This window comes from Pseudomonas sp. Irchel s3f19 (assembly GCF_900187555.1).
Lineage (GTDB): Bacteria > Pseudomonadota > Gammaproteobacteria > Pseudomonadales > Pseudomonadaceae > Aquipseudomonas > Aquipseudomonas capeferrum.
In genome coordinates this window covers 319,989-340,124 of record NZ_FYDW01000001.1, presented here as the reverse complement: position 1 = coordinate 340,124, position 20,136 = coordinate 319,989, and the positions used below count along the sequence as shown (strand labels likewise).

16 protein-coding genes and 4 tRNA genes are annotated in these 20,136 nt (G+C 61.0%); 17 read left to right on the top strand and 3 right to left on the bottom strand.

Features of this window, described 5'->3' with window-relative positions; genetic code table 11:
* Window positions 1-6 precede the first annotated feature (6 nt).
* Window positions 7-1,794, bottom strand: a complete 1,788-nt coding sequence (locus tag CKW22_RS01560; protein ID WP_033699122.1) for a sigma-54-dependent Fis family transcriptional regulator — start codon at window positions 1,792-1,794, stop codon at window positions 7-9.
* A gap of 223 nt (window positions 1,795-2,017) precedes the next feature.
* Here CKW22_RS01560 and CKW22_RS01555 point away from each other — a divergent pair, with 223 nt between their 5' ends.
* From CKW22_RS01555 to CKW22_RS01530, 6 genes are read left to right on the top strand one after another with little or no spacing between them, the layout of a single operon-like run.
* Window positions 2,018-3,112, top strand: a complete 1,095-nt coding sequence (locus CKW22_RS01555; protein WP_033699120.1) for an ABC transporter ATP-binding protein — start codon at window positions 2,018-2,020, stop codon at window positions 3,110-3,112.
* Window positions 3,112-4,209 carry an ABC transporter ATP-binding protein gene (locus CKW22_RS01550; RefSeq protein WP_095063664.1) on the top strand — a complete coding sequence of 366 codons (1,098 nt, stop codon included), beginning with the start codon at window positions 3,112-3,114 and terminating at the stop codon, window positions 4,207-4,209. The genes CKW22_RS01555 and CKW22_RS01550 overlap by 1 nt, the downstream gene beginning before the upstream one ends.
* Window positions 4,206-5,069, top strand: coding sequence for a carbohydrate ABC transporter permease (locus tag CKW22_RS01545; protein WP_095063663.1), 864 nt, complete (start codon window positions 4,206-4,208; stop codon window positions 5,067-5,069). The genes CKW22_RS01550 and CKW22_RS01545 overlap by 4 nt, the downstream gene beginning before the upstream one ends.
* Window positions 5,070-5,072: 3 nt before the next feature.
* Window positions 5,073-5,873, top strand: a complete 801-nt coding sequence (locus CKW22_RS01540; protein WP_033699115.1) for a carbohydrate ABC transporter permease — start codon at window positions 5,073-5,075, stop codon at window positions 5,871-5,873.
* A gap of 12 nt (window positions 5,874-5,885) precedes the next feature.
* Window positions 5,886-6,158, top strand: coding sequence for a DUF2160 domain-containing protein (locus CKW22_RS01535; protein WP_047581170.1), 273 nt, complete (start codon window positions 5,886-5,888; stop codon window positions 6,156-6,158).
* 37 nt (window positions 6,159-6,195) lie between these two features.
* On the top strand, window positions 6,196-7,935 hold the full coding sequence (locus CKW22_RS01530) for an ABC transporter substrate-binding protein (RefSeq protein WP_095063662.1): 1,740 nt from the start codon (window positions 6,196-6,198) through the stop codon (window positions 7,933-7,935).
* Between the two features lie 97 nt (window positions 7,936-8,032).
* On the opposite strand, the gene folD is transcribed toward CKW22_RS01530, so the two are convergent.
* Window positions 8,033-8,887 (bottom strand): bifunctional methylenetetrahydrofolate dehydrogenase/methenyltetrahydrofolate cyclohydrolase FolD, encoded by an 855-nt coding sequence (folD, locus tag CKW22_RS01525; RefSeq protein ID WP_095063661.1) that lies wholly within the window; start codon window positions 8,885-8,887, stop codon window positions 8,033-8,035.
* A 270-nt stretch (window positions 8,888-9,157) separates the two neighbouring features.
* On the opposite strand from folD, the gene CKW22_RS01520 reads away from it, so the two are divergent.
* The 11 genes from CKW22_RS01520 to CKW22_RS01470 all read left to right on the top strand — a co-directional run bounded on the left by CKW22_RS01520 (window position 9,158) and on the right by CKW22_RS01470 (window position 18,879).
* A tRNA-Arg gene (locus CKW22_RS01520) sits at window positions 9,158-9,234 on the top strand.
* Window positions 9,235-9,274: 40 nt separating this feature from the next.
* Window positions 9,275-9,350, top strand: a tRNA-His gene (locus CKW22_RS01515).
* A gap of 55 nt (window positions 9,351-9,405) precedes the next feature.
* Window positions 9,406-9,490, top strand: a tRNA-Leu gene (locus CKW22_RS01510).
* 49 nt (window positions 9,491-9,539) lie between these two features.
* Window positions 9,540-9,615, top strand: a tRNA-His gene (locus tag CKW22_RS01505).
* Between the two features lie 234 nt (window positions 9,616-9,849).
* Complete coding sequence (locus CKW22_RS01500; protein ID WP_095063660.1) at window positions 9,850-10,149, top strand: DUF6388 family protein; 300 nt, start codon at window positions 9,850-9,852, stop codon at window positions 10,147-10,149.
* Window positions 10,150-10,396: 247 nt separating this feature from the next.
* The gene (gene tig / locus CKW22_RS01495) at window positions 10,397-11,710 is read left to right on the top strand and encodes a trigger factor (RefSeq protein ID WP_033699108.1); all 1,314 of its coding nucleotides are present in this window, start codon (window positions 10,397-10,399) and stop codon (window positions 11,708-11,710) included.
* 91 nt (window positions 11,711-11,801) lie between these two features.
* Complete coding sequence (gene clpP / locus CKW22_RS01490; RefSeq protein WP_027593952.1) at window positions 11,802-12,443, top strand: ATP-dependent Clp endopeptidase proteolytic subunit ClpP; 642 nt, start codon at window positions 11,802-11,804, stop codon at window positions 12,441-12,443.
* Window positions 12,444-12,551: 108 nt separating this feature from the next.
* Window positions 12,552-13,835 (top strand): ATP-dependent Clp protease ATP-binding subunit ClpX, encoded by a 1,284-nt coding sequence (clpX, locus tag CKW22_RS01485; RefSeq protein ID WP_033699106.1) that lies wholly within the window; start codon window positions 12,552-12,554, stop codon window positions 13,833-13,835.
* Window positions 13,836-14,004: 169 nt separating this feature from the next.
* Window positions 14,005-16,401, top strand: a complete 2,397-nt coding sequence (gene lon / locus CKW22_RS01480) for an endopeptidase La (protein WP_033699105.1) — start codon at window positions 14,005-14,007, stop codon at window positions 16,399-16,401.
* Window positions 16,402-16,553: 152 nt separating this feature from the next.
* Window positions 16,554-16,826: an HU family DNA-binding protein gene (locus tag CKW22_RS01475; protein ID WP_016485887.1), complete on the top strand. Its 273-nt coding sequence runs from the start codon at window positions 16,554-16,556 to the stop codon at window positions 16,824-16,826.
* A 181-nt stretch (window positions 16,827-17,007) separates the two neighbouring features.
* Entirely contained in the window at window positions 17,008-18,879 is a 1,872-nt protein-coding gene (locus CKW22_RS01470) for a SurA N-terminal domain-containing protein (RefSeq protein ID WP_033699103.1), read from the top strand.
* 66 nt (window positions 18,880-18,945) lie between these two features.
* On the opposite strand, the gene CKW22_RS01465 is transcribed toward CKW22_RS01470, so the two are convergent.
* A complete protein-coding gene (locus CKW22_RS01465) occupies window positions 18,946-19,986 on the bottom strand; it encodes a patatin-like phospholipase family protein (protein ID WP_033699102.1) in 1,041 nt (346 codons plus the stop codon).
* Window positions 19,987-20,136: the final 150 nt, after the last annotated feature.

Sequence of the window (20,136 nt, the reverse complement as noted above, 5' to 3'; positions counted from 1 at the left end):
ACAGGCTTACAGGTGGGAGGGTTCCAGCCCCTGTTCGCGCAGGCGTTTGTACAGGGTGGTGCGGCTGATGCCCAGCAAGCGCGCCAGCGCAGAAATGTTGCCGTCGCAGGTGTTCAGCAGGTGGGCCAGGTCAGTGGCGGGCGTTTGCGTCGCTGCGACCTGCGGGCTTGGCGTGAGTGCTCTGGCCTGGGCAAGGAAGCACGCTGAAAAGTGCTCGATGCCGATTGGCTGCGTGCCGGCCAGGGCCAGGGCTACCTGCAGTACGCTGTTGAGTTGGCGCAGGTTGCCCGGCCAGGGATGGTGCAACAACAGTTCAAGGGTGTTGGGGGGTAATTGCCGTGGTTGCCCGGGGGCGAGATGCCGGGCGTGCACCTGCTCGATCAGCGCGCGCCGATCACTGCGTTCGCGCAAGGCCGGCAAGCTGAGGGTCAGCCCGGCTACCCGGTAGTAAAGGTCTTCGCGAAATCGACCGGTACGCACGGCGTCGGCCAGGTCGCGATTGCTCGCCGATACCACGCGGATGTCTACGGTCACTGGCTCGCCGCTGCCCAGGGGCTGAATGCTGCGTGATTGCAGTACGCGCAGCAGTCGGGCCTGGGTCGGCAGTGGCATGTCGCCGATTTCGTCGAGAAACAGAATGCCGTGATCGGCCTTGCGGATCAGCCCGGGGTTGCCCTTGTGATGAGCGCCGGTGAAGGCGCCTTTGTCATAGCCGAACAGCTCCGACTCGACCAGCTCGGCGGGGATTGCCGCGCAGTTGACGGCGATCAGCGGCTGGCCGGCGCGGCTGCTGGCGCGGTGCAGGGCCTCGACGAAGACTTCCTTGCCCACCCCAGTTTCACCCTGGATCAATACCGGGATGTCCTTTTCCAGTAGCAGGCTGGCTTGGTCCAAGGCTTTGCCCAGGCGCGGGTCACCGTGACCGGGTGACGTGGGTGTGGGGCCGTGGCGGGGCGGTTGCCATTGGCAGTGGAAACGGTGGCGGCCGGCCGCCTGCAGGGCAAACGGCTGTTGCTGGGGCTGGGCCAGCAACTGCTGCAAGGGGGTTTGGAACAATTGTTCGAGGTTCTGCCGCAGCGGGTTGCCGCCGAGCAGGCTGTCGGCCCGGTGATTGGCCGCGAGCACCTGGCCGCGCTCATCGCATACCAGCAAGCCCGCCCAAGGGCTGTCGAGGTTGTCGCAGGCGCTGTTGAACAGCAGCTGGGCGTGATGGTCGCCATGCTGCGCCAGGATCAACCGGTTCTCCAGACTCTGGCCCATCATGCGCACCAGGCCGAGCGTCTGGCTGGCGGGCAGGTAGCCGTCGCTGGCCACATCGAGCGCGCCGACCAGTTGCCGCTCGGCATCGAACACCGGCGCAGCGGCGCTGCACAGGTAGCGGTTCTGCTGCAGAAAGTGTTCATCCTGGCCAACGTGGATCGCTTCGGCGCAGACCAGCGCAGTACCCAGGGCATTGGTGCCCACGCCGCGTTCGAGCCAATGGGCGCCTGCGCTGAAACCATGGCGTTGACGCGGGTCGACGAAGCGTTGCGAACCCCAGGTGTCAAGCAGGCAACCACTGGCGTCGGCCAGCATCACCAGGTAGCTGGCGTTGCCCAGCAGGTGTGCATAGTGTGGCAGCACTTCATCACGGGTCAGCCGCAACAGCGCATGGCGCCGCTCCAGCAGGCTGTTCAGTTCGGTTACGGTCAGGCAATCGAAGTCGGGTGCACGCTGAGGTTGCAGGCCATGCTCGCGGCATCGCGCCCAGGACGCCTGGATCAGTTGGGCATGGGGCGAAGCGGATGCGGCCATGGGCCTGTCCTGTGTGTTTGTTGTTATCAGTCGACCGCTGTTCAGTGTCGTCCACGGTTGTTCATTGTCAAACCCACGCCTGTTCAGGTGTTCAGGGCAGGTGTTCAGGTGTGAACGGGCAATGGCAGGCCCTGGCAGGTGAAGGCGCGGGCCAGAGCGATCAGGCAGTGCTGGCACGAAACTGGCTGTGCCCTGCGCACAACAATCAAGAAAAGGCCACGCCATGTCCCTGGTGCTGGAGCAGGTCAGCCGCAGTGTCGACAACCAGGCTTGCATCGTCGATGCGTCCCTGCGTTTCGAGCCGGGGTCGTTCAACGTGCTGCTGGGCCGCACCTTGGCCGGCAAGACCAGCCTGATGCGCCTGATGGCGGGGCTTGACCGACCGGACCGGGGCCGCGTGCTGATGGCCGGCAGCGATGTCACCGGGGTGCCGGTGCGCCAGCGCAACGTGTCGATGGTGTATCAGCAGTTCATCAATTACCCGACCCTGAGCGTGTACGAGAACATCGCTTCACCCCTGCGCCAGGCACGCCTGGCCGAGGCAGAGGTGCGCCGACGGGTACAGGAAACCGCCGAAATGCTGCGCATCGAGGCTTACCTGCAGCGCTTGCCGCTGGAGTTGTCCGGTGGCCAGCAGCAACGCACGGCGATGGCCCGGGCGCTGGTCAAGGATGCTTCGTTGATCCTGTTCGACGAGCCGTTGGTCAACCTCGATTACAAGCTGCGCGAAGGCCTGCGCCAAGAGCTGCGGGCGTTGTTCGCCCAGCGCAACTGCATTGCCGTCTATGCCACCACCGAGCCCAATGAAGCGCTGGCGCTGGGCGGTACCACCACGCTCTTGCACCAGGGGCGCATCGTGCAGAGCGGCCCAACCGCGGCGGTCTATCAGCAGCCCAACAGCGTGCTGGCCGCCGAGCTGTTTTCCGAACCCCCCATCAACCTGATACCCGGGCGCATCGCGGGCAATGAGGTGAGCATGGCGCAGGCGGTGCACTTTGCCCGCAACGCCGACCTGCAACGCCTAGGCGAAGGTGACTACCGCTTTGGTGTGCGCCCCAGCCACATCACCCTGGTGCCGACCCATGACGATGACCTGGAGCTGGCGGTACTGGTGGAGCTGGCCGAGATCAGTGGCTCGGAAACCTTCCTCCATGTGCGCAATGAGCACTGGCGGATGACCCTGCACTTGCCGGGCGTGCACGAGTACCAGGTGGACACGCCGATCCGGGTGTTCATCCCCACGCACAAGCTGTTTGTCTTCGACAATGCCGGGGCCTTGGTACAGGCCCCGGGCCTGCGCCAGGCAAGGCGTCGTTGATGGCCGAGATCCGCCTGCGCCAGCTGGCGCACAGCTACAGCCGCCAGCCGGCCTCGGAGGCAGACTACGCCTTGCACGCGCTGGAGCACGTGTGGGAGCAAGGGGGTGCCTATGCCTTGCTCGGGCCTTCGGGTTGCGGCAAGTCGACCTTGCTCAACATCATCTCGGGGCTGCTTACGCCTTCTCACGGCGAAGTGCTGTTCGACGGCAAGCCGGTCAACGCGCTGTCGCCGCAGGCGCGCAACATTGCCCAGGTGTTCCAGTTTCCGGTGGTGTACGACACCATGACGGTGTTCGACAACCTGGCGTTTCCGTTACGCAACCAGGGGGTGGACGAGGGCAGGGTGCGAGCACGGGTGGAGGAGATCGCCGAGGTGCTCGACCTGTCCGCCGTGCTGAAAAAGAAGGCGCGCAACCTCAGCGCCGATGAGAAGCAGAAAGTCTCGATGGGCCGTGGCCTGGTACGCGAAGACGTCTCGGCGATCCTCTTCGACGAGCCTTTGACGGTGATCGACCCGCACCTGAAGTGGAAGCTGCGGCGCAAGCTCAAGCAGATCCATGAGCAGTTCAACATCACCATGATCTACGTCACCCACGATCAACTGGAGGCCTCGACCTTCGCCGACAAGATCGCGGTGATGCACGCTGGGCGCATCGTCCAGTTCGCAACCCCGCGCGAGTTGTTCGAGCGGCCACGTCATACCTTTGTCGGCTATTTCATTGGCAGCCCGGGCATGAACTTCATCGACGTGCGCGCCGAAGCCGATGGGGTGAGCTTTGGCGGCCTGCACCTGGCATTGCCCGATGGCCTGCGCGAACGTTTGGCGGCAACGGCAGGTGGGCGCCTGCAAGTAGGGATACGGCCGGAGTTCGTGCAGCTCTGGGACACCCCGCTCGACCACGCCTTTGCGGTGCAGGTGCTGGATGTCGAAGACCTGGGCACCTACCGCATCGTCACCTTCACGCTCGGCGGTGCCACGCTTAAGGCGCGCCTGGGCGAGGACCGCCCGCTGCCGGTGGGCCAGGCCTGGGTGAGCCTGCCCAGCCAATGGCTGATGCTCTACGTCGATGATGTACTGCTGGAGGCCGGGCCATGAACAAGGTGCGCAACAACAAGGCCTGGTGGCTGGTGCTGCCGGTGTTCACGCTGGTGGCGTTCAGCGCGGTGGTGCCGATGATGACCGTGGTCAACTATTCGGTGCAGGACATCTTCGATCAGTCCAATCGCTATTTTGTGGGTGCCGACTGGTACCGCCAGGTACTGCGTGACCCTGCCCTGCACGATGCCCTGCTGCGCCAGTTCATCTATTCAGGCTGCGTGCTGCTGATCGAGATTCCGCTGGGGATCGGCATCGCCCTGACGATGCCGACCAAGGGCCGCATGGCGTCGATCTGCTTGATCGTGATGGCCATTCCGCTGCTGATCCCGTGGAACGTGGTCGGCACCATCTGGCAGATCTTCGGCCGTGCCGACATTGGCCTGATGGGCGCCGCGTTGGCCAAGCTCGGGGTCAACTACAACTATGCCAGTGACCCGTTCGACGCCTGGCTCACGGTGTTGGTGATGGATGTCTGGCACTGGACGTCGCTGGTGGCGCTGCTCTGCTATTCGGGCTTGCGGGCCATACCCGATGTCTATTACCAGGCCGCCCGCATCGACCGGGCGTCGGCCTGGGCGGTGTTCCGCCACATCCAGCTGCCGAAGCTCAAGAACGTGCTGCTGATCGCGGTGATGCTGCGTTTCATGGACAGCTTCATGATCTACACCGAGCCGTTCGTGCTGACCGGTGGCGGGCCCGGCAATGCCACCACGTTCCTTAGCCAGACCCTCACGCGCATGGCGGTAGGGCAGTTCGACCTGGGGCCGGCTGCGGCATTTTCGCTGGTGTACTTCCTGATCATCCTGCTGGTGTCGTGGCTGTTCTACACCGCCATGACGCACGCCGACAAGGACTAGGCCATGAGCGCGCGCAAGGCATTGCCCCTGCTGCTGTACTTCTTCTTCCTGCTGGTGCCGATCTACTGGCTGCTGAACATGTCGTTCAAGAGCAACACCGAGATCCTCGGCGGCCTGACCCTGTGGCCACAGGCATTCACGCTCGACAATTACCGGGTGATCTTCACCGACGCCAGCTGGTACAGCGGCTATATCAACTCGCTGTACTACGTGTGCCTGAACACGCTTATTTCGCTGGCGGTGGCGTTGCCGGCGGCCTATGCCTTCTCACGCTATCGCTTTCTTGGCGACCGCCACCTGTTCTTCTGGTTGCTGACCAACCGCATGGCGCCGCCGGCGGTGTTCCTGTTGCCGTTTTTTCAGCTGTATTCCTCGATTGGCCTGTTCGACACGCACATTGCCGTGGCGCTGGCCCATTGCTTGTTCAACGTGCCGCTGGCGGTGTGGATCCTTGAGGGCTTCATGTCGGGGGTGCCGAAGGAGATCGACGAAACGGCTTACATCGACGGTTACAGCTTCCCGCGTTTCTTCGTGAAGATCTTCATCCCGCTGATTGGCTCCGGCATCGGCGTGACGGCGTTTTTCTGCTTCATGTTTTCGTGGGTCGAACTGCTGCTGGCGCGCACCCTCACCTCAGTCAATGCCAAGCCGATCGCGGCGGTGATGACGCGTACCGTTTCGGCTTCCGGTATCGACTGGGGCGTGCTGGCCGCTGCCGGCGTGCTGACCATCTTGCCGGGCATGCTGGTGATCTGGTTTGTCCGCAACCATGTGGCCAAGGGCTTTGCCCTTGGCCGGGTGTAAGGAGGGCAACGCATGGAATGGATGGCCTGGACCCTGCCGACAGCGCTGTTCTTCGCTGCCGTCGGTGTGCTGCTGGTGTGCATGACCCTGCTCGAACTGCGCCACCCCTGTGTGGAGCGGCGCGGCTTTCTGCCGATCGTCACCAGCCGTGGCGACCGGTTGTTCGTTGGCTTGCTGGTCAGCGCCTACCTGCACTTGTTGGTAGTCGGGGTCAGCGACTGGCCGTTGTGGGTGGCCTCGCTGCTGTCGCTGGGCTGGCTCGTGGTGGTGCTGCGTTGGGGCTGAGCGACGGCTCCGGGAATAACTCAATCGGGAGATCACAATGTTCCATGACAATGACAAAAGGCGACATTTGACCCTGGCCGCGTTGCTGGTGCTGGCCAGCGTGCCGGGCGCGGCGTGGGCCGACCAGTACGAGGAAGCGGCATCGCGGTGGATCGGCAGCGAGTTCAAGCCTTCGACCCTGACACCTGAGCAGCAGTTGGCCGAACTCAAGTGGTTCATCAAGGCCGCCGAACCGTTTCGTGGGATGAAGATCAATGTGGTGTCGGAAACCATCACCACCCATGAGTACGAATCCAAGGTGCTGGCCAAGGCCTTCAGTGAGATCACCGGCATCCAGCTGACCCACGACCTGCTGCAGGAAGGTGACGTGGTCGAGAAGCTGCAGACCCAGATGCAATCGGACAAGAACATCTATGACGGCTGGGTCAACGATTCGGACCTGATCGGTACGCATTTTCGCTATGGCAAGGTCGAATCGATCACCGACCTGATGGCCAACGAGGGCAAGGCCTACACTTCGCCGACCCTCGACCTCAAGGATTTCATCGGCATCTCGTTTACCACCGCGCCGGATGGCAAGGTCTACCAGTTGCCTGACCAGCAGTTCGCCAACCTTTACTGGTTCCGTGCCGACTGGTTCGAGCGGCCAGCGCTCAAAGCCAGGTTCAAGGAGAAGTACGGCTATGAGCTGGGCGTGCCGGTGAACTGGTCGGCCTACGAGGACATCGCCCAATTCTTCAGCGAGGACGTCAAGGAAATCGACGGCAAGCGTGTCTATGGCCACATGGACTACGGCAAGAAGGACCCGTCGCTGGGGTGGCGCTTTACCGATGCCTGGTTCTCGATGGCCGGCGGTGGCGACAAGGGCCTGCCCAATGGCCTGCCGGTGGACGAGTGGGGCATCCGCGTGGAGGACTGCCACCCGGTGGGTTCCAGCGTTACCCGCGGCGGTGACACCAATGGCCCGGCGGCCGTGTACGCAACACAGAAGTACGTGGACTGGATGCGCGCCTACGCGCCCAAGGAAGCCCAGGGCATGACCTTCTCCGAGGCAGGCCCGGTGCCGGCGCAGGGCAACATTGCCCAGCAGATCTTCTGGTACACCGCCTTTACCGCCGACATGACCAAGCCCGGGCTGCCGGTGGTCAACGCCGATGGCACGCCGAAGTGGCGCATGGCGCCATCGCCCAAGGGGCCGTACTGGGAGGAGGGGATGAAGCTGGGCTATCAGGACACCGGCTCCTGGACGTTCTTCAAGTCCACCCCCGAGAAGCAGCGCCTGGCTGCCTGGCTGTATGCGCAGTTCGTGACATCCAAGACGGTGTCGCTGAAAAAGACCATCGTCGGTCTGACGCCGATTCGCGAGTCGGACATCAACTCCCAGGCGATGACCGACCTTGCGCCCAAGCTGGGCGGGCTGGTGGAGTTCTACCGCAGCCCGGCACGGGTGCAATGGACGCCCACCGGCACCAACGTGCCTGATTACCCGCGGCTGGCGCAATTGTGGTGGAGCCATATCGCCGAAGTGGCCAGCGGCGAGAAGACCCCGCAGGAGGCGCTGGATGGCCTGGCCCGTGATCAGGACCGGATGATGGAGCGGCTGCAGCGTTCCAATGCCCAGGCAACCTGTGCGCCGAAGCTCAACCCGGAACGGGACGCCCAATACTGGTACGACCAGCCGGGCGCGCCGAAGCCTAAGCTGGCCAACGAAAAGCCCAAGGGCGAGACGGTGAGCTACAACGAGCTGCTGAAGTCGTGGGAGGCGGCGCGCAAGTGATCGGCTAACGACCGCGCAAAGGTCGGTACAGTCAGCCGATAAACCGCAGGCAAAAAAAACGGCACCTGCAATCGGTGCCGTTTTTTATCACGCTTTCTTACTTATGCAGCTCTTCAGCTGCATACAGCGTGTTTTCCAGCAAGCAAGCCCGGGTCATCGGGCCGACGCCACCCGGCACTGGGGTGATCCAGCCCGCGCGTGGCAAGGCAGTCTCGTAGACCACGTCGCCAACCAGCTTGCCATCTTCCTGGCGGTTGATGCCCACGTCGATGACGATGGCGCCTTCCTTGACCCACTCACCCTTGACCAGCCCCGGCTTGCCGGCGGCCACGACCACCAGGTCGGCACGGCCGACGTGGCCGGCCAGGTCTTTGGTGAAGCGGTGGCAGACCGTGACGGTGCAACCGGCCAGCAACAGCTCCATGGCCATGGGGCGGCCGACGATATTGGAGGCGCCGACGATGACCGCGTTCATGCCGTACAGGTCCTGACCGGTGCTTTCGAGCAGGGTCATGATGCCTTTCGGCGTGCAGGGACGCAGCAGCGGAATACGCTGGGCCAGGCGGCCGACGTTGTACGGATGGAAGCCGTCGACATCTTTGTCCGGGCGGATGCGCTCGAGCAGCAGCGAGGCGTCCAGGTGAGCGGGCAGCGGCAGTTGCAGCAGGATGCCGTCGACGGCCGGGTCGTCATTGAGGCGGTCGATCAGCTCGGTCAGGGCTTGCTGCGTGGTTTCGCTGGGCAGGTCGAACGCCTGGGAAATGAAGCCGACCTCTTCACAGTCCTTGCGCTTGTGCGAGACATAGACTTGGGAGGCGGGGTCGGTGCCGACCAGGATCACAGCCAGGCCCGGGGTGCGCAGGCCTTGCTGGCGACGCTCCACGACACGTTGAGCGATCTGCTGGCGCAGGCTGGCGGCGATCGCCTTGCCATCGATTAGGTGTGCAGTCATAGACGCGTGATTAACCATCGAGAAGGAAACAATAAAGAGCGCACATTCTCGCACGACACGGCCCGAGGGCAAAGGCGGGTGGTCGGGCAAATCCCCTAACCCCTTAAATAATTTAAATTTTTTAGAAAAAGATGTTGACGACCTAGCAGCTCGGCTATAACATTCGCCGCACTTGTCGGGCACTGCCTAGCACTGGTTGGCAAAGTCGGGCAGAATGAGTGGTTTGGCAGTTCGCTGTTGAGTCATCGTTCGGTTAGGCTGATCGCTTATGCGCCCGTAGCTCAGCTGGATAGAGCATCCGCCTTCTAAGCGGATGGTCGCAGGTTCGAGTCCTGCCGGGTGCGCCATCAGGCAGCTTAGGCAAGCAAGTAGTTGTACCGCAATATGGTGGGCGTAGCTCAGTTGGTAGAGCGCTGGATTGTGATTCCAGTTGTCGTGGGTTCGATTCCCATCGTCCACCCCATATTTTACAGGGGCGCCTTGATTGTACGATCCGGCGCCTTTGTTTTAAGCGTTACGCGGACGTGGTGAAATTGGTAGACACACTGGATTTAGGTTCCAGCGGCGCAAGCTGTAAGAGTTCGAGTCTCTTCGTCCGCACCATGCTTCTGTAACACCCTGCATTTGTAACATACCGCAAGACCGCAATATGGTGGGCGTAGCTCAGTTGGTAGAGCGCTGGATTGTGATTCCAGTTGTCGTGGGTTCGATTCCCATCGTCCACCCCATATTTTTCGAAGGCGCCTTGATTGTAAAATCAGGCGCCTTTGTTTTGTCTACACCACGCGGGCGTGGTGGGGTGTCGAGAAAAGCCGCTGATTGCGGCTTTTTTTGTGCGCGGCGGAAAAGTGTTTGGCAATCCACCTGATCCCCCTTGTAATCCTCTGGTGGCGCCCCAATAAAAGCTGATAGATTTCAGCCGGTTGAAGCACCGGCCCTGCGGTCGGCAGAGGAAAGACCCCATGATTGCAAAAGAAGCCCGTCAGGCCATGGCGCTGCAGCGCTTCGCCGACGCCAACCCGCAACTGCTCGAAGAAATCCGCGAGCTGGATGCGCAAGAGCAAGCCCAGCAGATCGAATGGGCCTTCGAAGATGCGGCCGAGGAGCAAGGTATAGAACCTTGGGAGCTGGCGCTGCAATTGATCGCTGAAAGCCCGGAGCAGCTGCAGGCCATGCGCCTGGAGACGCACCGCGAGGTCGCTGAGGCGCTGGGCATGGCCTGGGAAGAGTACTGCCAGTTCAATGAAATCGACCCTCAATAAGGAAGGCGAATTCGTTGGCTGCAGTTGTTTGACAAGGTATTTCGGCTGCGGGTCGCCCAAGGTGGCGCGCAGCCTCAAGTGAATCGGGCTCGACGGTACGCCGTACGTGCCCTGCAAGTTAATCGACCGGCGTGGTTTCCCGTCGTCCCGAGTGGGGTGACTTCTGCTGCGCGACTCACTAGAATGCTTGCCCTTGATTCTGGAGTCGGGCTAACGCCGGCTAACGTCTGTGCAACGAGGAATATCCATGCAAGTTTCTGTTGAAAACACTTCCGCTCTCGAGCGCCGCATGACCATCGCCGTCCCGGCCGATCGCGTCGAGACCGAAGTCAACAAGCGTCTGCAGCAGACTGCCCGTCGCGCCAAGGTTGCAGGCTTCCGTCCTGGCAAAGTACCGATGAGCGTGATCCGTCAGCGTTTCGAAGCTGACGCCCGTCAGGAAGTGTTCGGTGATCTGGTCCAGTCTTCCTTCTACGAAGCTGTGGTCGAGCAGAAGCTGAACCCGGCTGGCGCTCCGGCTGTCGAGCCGAAGTCCTTCGAAAAAGGCAAGGACCTGGAATTCGTCGCTATCTTCGAAGTGTTCCCTGAGTTCACCGTTGCCGGCCTCGAGTCGATCAACGTCGAGCGCCTGAGCGCCGAAGTGGCTGACGCCGACCTGGACAACATGCTGGAAGTGCTGCGCAAGCAGAACACCCGCTTCGAAACCGTTGAGCGCGCTGCGCAGAACGACGACCAAGTCAACATCGACTTCGTCGGCAAGGTAGACGGTGAAGTGTTCGCTGGCGGTTCGGCCAAGGGCACTCAGCTGGTGCTGGGCTCCGGCCGCATGATCCCAGGCTTCGAAGATGGCCTGGTAGGCGCCAAGGCTGGCGAAGAGCGCGTTGTCAACGTGACCTTCCCAGAGGACTATCAAAACCTGGACCTGGCCGGCAAGGCCGCCGAGTTCACCATCACCGTCAACAGCGTTTCGGCACCTGCGCTGCCTGAGCTGAACGAAGAATTCTTCGCCCAGTTCGGCATCAAGGAATCGACCCTGGAAGGCTTCCGCACCGAAGTTCGCAAGAACATGGAGCGTGAGTTGCGTCAGGCGATCAAGGCCAAGGTCAAGAACCAGGTCATGGACGGTCTGCTGGCCGCCAACCCGATCGAAGTGCCAAAAGCCCTGCTGGAGAACGAAGTCAACCGTCTGCGCGTGCAGGCTGTTCAACAGTTCGGCGGCAACATCAAGCCTGAGCAACTGCCGGCCGAGCTGTTCACCGAACAAGCCAAGCGCCGTGTGGTCCTGGGCCTGATCGTCGCTGAAGTGGTCAAGCAGTTCGAACTGAAGCCAGACGAAGGCAAGGTTCGCGAGATGATCGAAGAAATGGCCTCGGCTTACCAAGAGCCAGAGCAGGTCATCTCCTGGTACTACAAGAACGACCAGCAACTGAACGAAGTCCGTTCGGTTGTGCTGGAAGAGCAAGTTGTAGATACTGTTCTGCAGAAAGCGACTGTGACCGACAAATCGGTCTCGTACGAAGAAGCCGTAAAACCCGCTGAGGCACCTGCCGAAGCCGAGTAATACGCTACTCTCGTAGGAAACCCCCACAAGCCAGCCTTCGCGCTGGCTTGTGCGTATTCAAGCCATGACTATTTGGGAGTGAGCGCAGGACATGTCCCGCAATTCTTATATTCAGCAGAGCTCTGACATCCAGGCCGCAGGCGGCCTGGTCCCGATGGTTATCGAGCAGTCCGCCCGTGGCGAACGCGCTTACGACATCTACTCGCGTTTGTTGAAGGAGCGAGTGATTTTCCTGGTGGGCCCGGTAGAAGACTACATGGCCAACCTCGTCGTGGCGCAGATGTTGTTCCTCGAAGCGGAAAACCCGGACAAGGATATCCATCTGTACATCAACTCGCCGGGTGGCTCGGTCACCGCTGGCATGTCGATCTACGACACCATGCAGTTCATCAAGCCGGACGTCTCGACCATCTGCATCGGCCAAGCCTGCAGCATGGGCGCCTTCCTGCTGACTGCCGGTGCCAAAGGCAAGCGTCACTGCCTGCCTAACTCGCGTGTGATGATTCACCAGCCGCTGGGCGGCTTCCAGGGCCAGGCTACCGATATCGAGATCCACGCCCAGGAAATCCTCAATATCAAGGCGCGTCTGAACGAGTTGCTGGCCTACCACACTGGCCAGGATCTGGAGACCATCAAGCGCGACACCGAGCGTGACAACTTCATGAGCGCCTCGCGCGCGGCCGAGTACGGCCTGATCGACTCGGTATACGACAAGCGGCAACTGGCCTCCTGATCCCAGGGGCCAGAGCAGGTGGGCGCCGAAAGCGCCTACCTGCGGACTTGAAAAAGCCCGCAATTGCCTTCATCTTGTGTTGCAAGCCTACCGGATTGGATCGATCGAATGACTGACACCCGTAACGGCGAGGACAGCGGCAAATTGCTCTATTGCTCCTTCTGCGGCAAAAGCCAGCACGAAGTGCGCAAATTGATTGCCGGGCCCTCGGTATTTATCTGCGACGAGTGCGTCGACCTGTGCAATGACATCATCCGTGAGGAGGTGCAGGAAGCCCAGGCCGAGAGCAGCGCGCACAAATTGCCTTCGCCGAAAGAAATCAGCGGCATCCTGGACCAGTATGTGATTGGTCAGGAGCGCGCGAAGAAGGTGCTGGCCGTAGCGGTGTACAACCACTACAAGCGCCTTAACCAGCGTGACAAGAAGGGCGACGAAGTCGAACTCGGCAAGAGCAACATCCTGCTCATCGGGCCTACCGGCTCGGGCAAGACCCTGCTCGCCGAAACCCTTGCACGTCTGCTGAACGTACCGTTCACCATTGCTGACGCCACCACCCTGACCGAAGCCGGTTATGTGGGTGAGGACGTCGAGAACATCATTCAGAAACTGCTGCAGAAGTGCGACTACGACGTGGAAAAGGCCCAGATGGGCATTGTCTACATCGACGAAATCGACAAGATTTCGCGCAAGTCGGACAACCCGTCCATCACCCGTGACGTATCGGGCGAAGGCGTGCAGCAGGCGCTGTTGAAACTGATCGAAGGCACCGTTGCTTCGGTTCCGCCGCAAGGTGGGCGCAAGCACCCGCAACAGGAATTCCTGCAGGTTGATACCCGCAATATCCTGTTCATTTGCGGTGGCGCGTTCTCGGGTCTGGAAAAGGTCATCCAGAACCGCTCCACCAAGGGTGGCATTGGTTTCAGCGCAGAAGTACGTAGCAAGGAAGAAGGCAAGAAAGTTGGCGAGTCCCTGCGTGAAGTCGAGCCGGACGACCTGGTCAAGTTTGGCCTGATCCCCGAGTTCGTCGGCCGTCTGCCTGTACTGGCGACGCTCGATGAGCTGGATGAGGCTGCTTTGATGCAGATCCTCACCGAGCCGAAGAACGCGCTGACCAAGCAGTATGCCAAGCTGTTCGAGATGGAAAGCGTCGACCTCGAGTTCCGCAGCGATGCACTCAAGGCCGTTGCTCGCAAGGCCTTGGAGCGCAAAACCGGTGCCCGTGGCCTGCGTTCGATCCTCGAAGGTGTGCTGCTCGACACCATGTACGAGATCCCTTCGCAGAAGGATGTCAGCAAGGTGGTGATCGATGAGAGCGTCATCGAGGGTACTTCGCAGCCGCTGATGATCTACGAGAACAGCGAGCCGCAAGCCAAGGCCGCACCTGACGCCTGATCCAGGCGATAACCAGGTGGTGGTTGCAAGCAAGAAAGAAAGGGGCCTACGGGCCCCTTTCTGCTTTTCCTGCGCAAGCGCTTGTAATTTCCCAGGCGTGCCCCCACATTAGGTCCAAGCATCATTTCCACCGGTTTCCGGCCATAAAGGCCGCTGTAGAGGCGAAATCATGAAGACCACCCTCGACTTGCCTCTTTTGCCATTGCGCGATGTCGTTGTTTACCCGCACATGGTCATCCCGCTGTTCGTGGGGCGCGAAAAATCCATCGAAGCCCTTGAGGCAGCGATGACGGGCGAGAAGCAGATTCTGCTGCTGGCCCAGAAGAACCCGGCCGATGACGATCCAGGCGAAGACGCCCTGTACCGTGTCGGTACCGTTGCCACCGTGTTGCAATTGCTGAAACTGCCCGATGGCACCGTCAAGGTGCTGGTCGAGGGCGAGCAGCGCGGTGCGGTCGAGCGCTTCACCGAAGTAGAAGGGCACATCCGTGCCGAAGTTTCCCTGATCGATGAAGTCGATGCCGCCGAGCGCGAGTCGGAAGTCTTCGTGCGCACGTTGCTGTCGCAATTCGAGCAGTACGTGCAGTTGGGCAAGAAAGTGCCCGCCGAAGTACTGTCGTCGTTGAACAGCATCGAAGAGCCTGGGCGCCTGGTCGATACCATGGCCGCGCACATGGCGCTGAAGATCGAGCAGAAGCAGGAAATCCTCGAGATCGTCGACCTGACGACCCGCGTCGAGCACGTGCTGGCGCTGCTGGATGCCGAGATCGACCTGTTGCAGGTCGAGAAGCGCATCCGTGGTCGGGTCAAAAAGCAAATGGAGCGCAGCCAGCGCGAGTACTACCTGAATGAGCAGATGAAGGCCATTCAGAAAGAGCTCGGTGATGGCGACGAAGGCCACAACGAAGTCGAAGAGCTGAAAAAGCGCATCGAAGCCGCTGGCCTGCCCAAGGATGCCCTGACCAAGGCCCAGGCCGAGCTGAACAAGCTCAAGCAGATGTCGCCGATGTCGGCTGAAGCGACGGTGGTTCGCTCCTACCTCGACTGGCTCGTCCAGGTGCCGTGGAAGGCCCAGAGCAAGGTGCGCCTGGACCTGGCCAAGGCCGAGGAAATCCTTGATGCCGACCACTATGGCCTCGAAGAGGTCAAGGAACGCATCCTTGAATACCTTGCCGTGCAAAAGCGCGTGAAGAAGATCCGCGGCCCGGTGCTGTGCCTGGTCGGCCCGCCTGGCGTCGGTAAGACCTCGCTGGCCGAGTCGATTGCTGCCGCCACCAACCGCAAGTTCGTGCGCATGGCCCTGGGCGGCGTGCGTGACGAGGCCGAGATTCGTGGCCACCGTCGCACCTACATCGGCTCCATGCCGGGCCGTCTGATCCAGAAGATGACCAAGGTGGGCGTGCGCAACCCGCTGTTCCTGCTCGACGAGATCGACAAGATGGGCAGCGACATGCGTGGCGACCCGGCCTCGGCATTGCTCGAAGTACTCGACCCCGAGCAGAACCACAACTTCAACGACCACTACCTGGAAGTCGACTACGACCTCTCGGACGTGATGTTCCTCTGCACCTCCAACTCGATGAACATCCCGCCAGCGTTGCTGGACCGCATGGAAGTCATCCGTCTGCCGGGCTACACCGAAGACGAGAAGATCAACATCGCGGTCAAGTACCTGGTGCCCAAGCAGGTCAAGGCCAACGGCCTGAAGAAGGAAGAGCTCGAGATCGATGTCTCGGCGATCCGCGACATCATCCGTTACTACACCCGCGAAGCCGGCGTGCGGGGCCTGGAGCGGCAGATTGCCAAGGTCTGCCGCAAGGTGGTCAAGGAACATACCGGGCAGAAGCAGGTCAAGGTAAAAGTGTCCAGCGAGCAGCTCGAACACCTGCTGGGCGTGCGCAAGTTCCGTTACGGCCTAGCCGAGCAACAGGACCAGATCGGTCAGGTAACCGGCCTGGCGTGGACCCAGGTGGGTGGCGAATTGCTGACCATCGAGGCGGTGGTGATCCCCGGCAAGGGGCAGCTGATCAAGACCGGTTCCCTGGGCGATGTCATGGTCGAGTCGATCACTGCCGCGCAGACCGTGGTGCGCAGCCGCGCCCGCAGCCTGGGCATCGCAGCTGACTTCCACGAGAAGCATGATGTGCATATCCACATGCCCGAGGGCGCCACGCCCAAGGACGGCCCAAGTGCCGGTATCGGCATGTGCACCGCGCTGGTGTCGGCGCTGACGCAGATTCCGGTACGTGCCGACGTGGCAATGACCGGCGAGATCACCTTGCGTGGTCAGGTCCTGGCCATTGGCGGGTTGAAGGAAAAACTGCTGGCGGCACACCGTGGCGGCATCAAGACGGTGATCATTCCCGAGGAGAATGTTCGCGACCTGAAGGAGATTCCGGAAAATATCAAACAGGATCTTCAGATCAAACCGGTCAAATGGATTGACGAAGTCCTGCAAATTGCGCTGCAATACGCCCCGGAGCCCTTGCCAGATGTGGCTCCGGAGATTGTCGCAAAGGATGAGAAGCGCGACAGCGATGCTAAGGAAAGAATCAGCACGCATTAGTAGTTTTTAGCTGGGGGGCTTTCCTTGACAGTTTTTTCGGGGCCTTGCTATAAAGCGGCACGCTATTGTTATCAGGCCACCCAGCGCACGTTACATACGCTTTTCATTACATACTTAGAAACAAACTCATTAGAGAAATAAGGGGACTTAGAGTGAACAAGTCGGAACTGATTGACGCTATCGCTGCATCGGCTGACATTTCCAAAGCTACCGCAGGTAAGGCTCTGGATGCTGTGATCGACTCCGTAACGGGTGCCCTGAAAGCAGGCGACGACGTCGTTCTGGTTGGCTTCGGTACCTTCTCGGTCAAGGATCGCGCCGAGCGTACTGGCCGTAACCCTCAAACTGGCAAGGCTATCAAGATCGAAGCCGCCAAGGTTCCAGGCTTCAAGGCTGGCAAAGGCCTGAAAGACGCCGTCAACTAAGTCGTCTCTTTCAGCCGGACCCGGCCTGGCCAGGTTCGAGCACGTGAGGCGGGTCGCAAACGTTCCCGCCTGACACGTTTGCTAAGAAAAGGCGCATCCTCGGATGCGCCTTTCTTTTATCAGGATTCTACCCACGCTCCGCGGTTGTCGACGCAGTGGTACAGCCGTTTCTGGGGGACGCATGCTGCAAAATATCAGGGACAATTCACAAGGTTGGATTGCCAAGACCATCATCGGCCTTATCGTCGTGTTGATGGCGTTGACCGGCTTCGAGGCCATTTTCCAGGCTGCCAGCCATAGCCAGGACGCCGCCAAGGTGAACGGCCAGACCATCAGCCAGAACGAGCTAAGCCAGGCGACCGACATGCAGCGCCGCCAGCTGATGCAACAGTTGGGCAAGGATTTCGACCCTGCGCTGCTGGATGACAAGCTGCTGCGTGATGAGGCACTCAAGGGCCTGATCACTCGCAAGCTGCTGTTGCAGGGCGCCGAAGACGCCAAGTTCGCCTTCTCCGAGGCCGCGCTGGATCAAGTGATCCTGCAGACTCCGGAGTTCCAGGTTGACGGCAAGTTCAACGCCGATCGTTTCGACCAGGTCATTCGCCAGATGGGTTATGGCCGCCTGCAATTCCGCGACATGCTTGCCGAGGAAATGCTCATCGGCCAACTGCGTACCGGCCTTGCCGGCAGCAGCTTCGTCACTGACAAGCAGGTCGAGGCGTTCGCGCGCCTGGAGAAGCAGACCCGCGATTTCGCCTCCCTGACCTTCAAGGCCGACCCGGCCGCGGTCAAGGTCAGCGAAGCAGAGGTCAAGGCGCACTACGACCAGCACGCCAAGGAATTCATGTCGCCTGACCAGGTTGTCATCGATTACATCGAGCTGAAGAAGTCGGTGTTCTTTGACCAGGTCAAGGTTAGTGATGACGAGCTCAAGGCCCAGTACGAGAAAGAAATCGCCAACCTCGCCGAACAGCGCCATGCCGCGCACATTCTGATCGAGGTCAACGACAAGGTCACCGACGCCCAGGCCAAGGCCCGTGCCGAAGAGATCGAACAGCGCCTGGCCAAGGGTGAAGACTTTGCCGCACTGGCCAAGGAGTTCTCCCAGGACCCAGGTTCGGCCACTACGGGTGGTGACCTCGGCTTCGCCGGCCCTGGCGTGTACGACCCGGCCTTTGAAGATGCCTTGTACCAGTTGAAAGATGGCCAGGTATCGGCCCCGGTGCGCACCGAGTTCGGTTACCACCTGATCAAGCTGCTGGGTGTCGAGGCGCCGCAAGTACCAAGTTTCGCCAGCCTGAAGGACAAGCTGACCCGTGACTTGAAGACCCCGCTGGTCGAACAGCGCTACGTCGACGCCAGCAAGCAGTTGCAGGATGCCGCTTACGAGGCTTCCGACCTGGCTCAGCCTGCCCAGGACCTGAACCTGAAGGTGCACACCTCCGCCGCGTTCGGCCGTGAGGGTGGCGAAGGTATCACTGCCAACCGTGCGGTGGTTCAGGCGGCGTTCTCGGAGGAAGTGCTGGAGGAGGCTGCCAACAGCACCGCCATCGAGCTCGATCCGGAAACCACCGTGGTGCTGCGCGTCAAGGAGCACCGCAAGCCGGAACAGCTGCCGTTGGAAGCGGTGGCCAAGAACATCAGCGAACACCTGGCCAAGGAGAAGGCGACAGCCGAACTCAAGACCAAGGCGGACAAGCTGATTGCCGGCCTGCGTGATGGCTCCATTGCCGCTGACAGCGTCCATGAGGGTCAGGGCTGGAAAACCTACGAGGCAGTGACCCGTGGTGAGGACGGCATCGACCCGGCCGAGCTGCAGGCAGTGTTCCGCCTGGGCAAGCCGCAGGCCAAGGACAAGCCGGTCTACACCAGTGTGGTGCTGGGCGACGGCAGCCTGGTGGTCTTGCAGCTCAAAGGGGTCAACGAAGGCGCTGCGGCCACCGACGAAGAGAAGCAGCAGATTCGCCGCTACCTCGCTTCGCGTGCCGGCCAGCAGGACTTCGCTGCCTACCGCAAGCAGTTGGAAGCCAATGCTGATATCACCCGTTACTGAGTGATCGTTGCATGACAAGACAGGCCGCGTAATGCGGCCTGTCTTGTTTCTGGCCTGAGCGGCCCTCTACCGCTTCACCCCTTCATAATTATCCAGCGTATCCCGCGCAATCTCCCGACCCAGGGCAATCAGCTCCGGTGCTTTGTAGAACTCGAAGAACCGGCACACGCGCTTGGGTACGTTGATCAGTACATCGGGCGGGTACCCTGCAATCTTGTATTGCGCCAGCGACGTCTGCATCACTTCGAAGCTTTGGTTGATCAGGTCCAGCAGCGACGCAGGCCCCACGTTGTCGATGATGAATGACCCGGTAGCAGACTTGGGTGCCCCTTCACGTTCGGGGGCCGCCGCAGGCTGCTGGCCTTCCGGGTCTGCAGTACCTGCCAGCCACGGGCTGGGCGGCGCCAGCCCTTCGGCGACGATTTCCTGTTCGATACGTATCAGCTCTTCCGCCGGCTTGCGCCGGAAGGGCAGGCGTGAACCCAGCGAGCTGAGCAGCGAATCGAAGCGCATCTTGAATGCCGCCGGGCGTTCGATCACCGGCAACTGGTACTGCTTCTGGTTGGTAGCGTTGAGGTTGACCGCAATGATCAAGTCGCAGTGGCTGGACACCACCGGCACGATCGGCAGCGGGTTGAGAATGCCACCGTCGACCAGCATGCGGTTGCCTTGCATCACCGGTGTGAACAGGCTGGGGATTGCTGCAGACGCGCGCATGGCCTGGTGCAGGCACCCTTCCTGGAACCAGATTTCCTGTTGGTTGGTAAGGTCGGTGGCCACTGCGGTGTAGGGGATGCGCAACTGCTCGATGTTGATCTCGCCGACGATCTTGCGGATCTGGCCGAACACCTTGTCACCGCGGATCGCGCCAAGGCGGAAGCTGACATCGACCAGGCGCAGGACGTCCAGGTAGTCGAGGCTTTCGATCCAGTTGCGATACTCTTCGAGTTTGCCGGCGGCATAGATGCCACCCACCACCGCCCCCATGGAGCAGCCGGCGACGCAGGCGATGTCGTAGCCGCGTCGTTCGATTTCTTCGATCACACCGATGTGTGCATACCCTCGGGCACCCCCCGATCCCAGTACCAGCGCAACGCGTTTACTCATGATTTTCCCTCAGCCTGTGCAACCATGGTTTAACAATGCACCCATTGCTGCCTGTGCTTCAATGTACACCGCGCTGATCTACGCTAAGCAAAGCGCCTTGGCGGGCACTTTTCTATTGCAGGTGCGTCGAACAGCCACTCTTTTCACTTT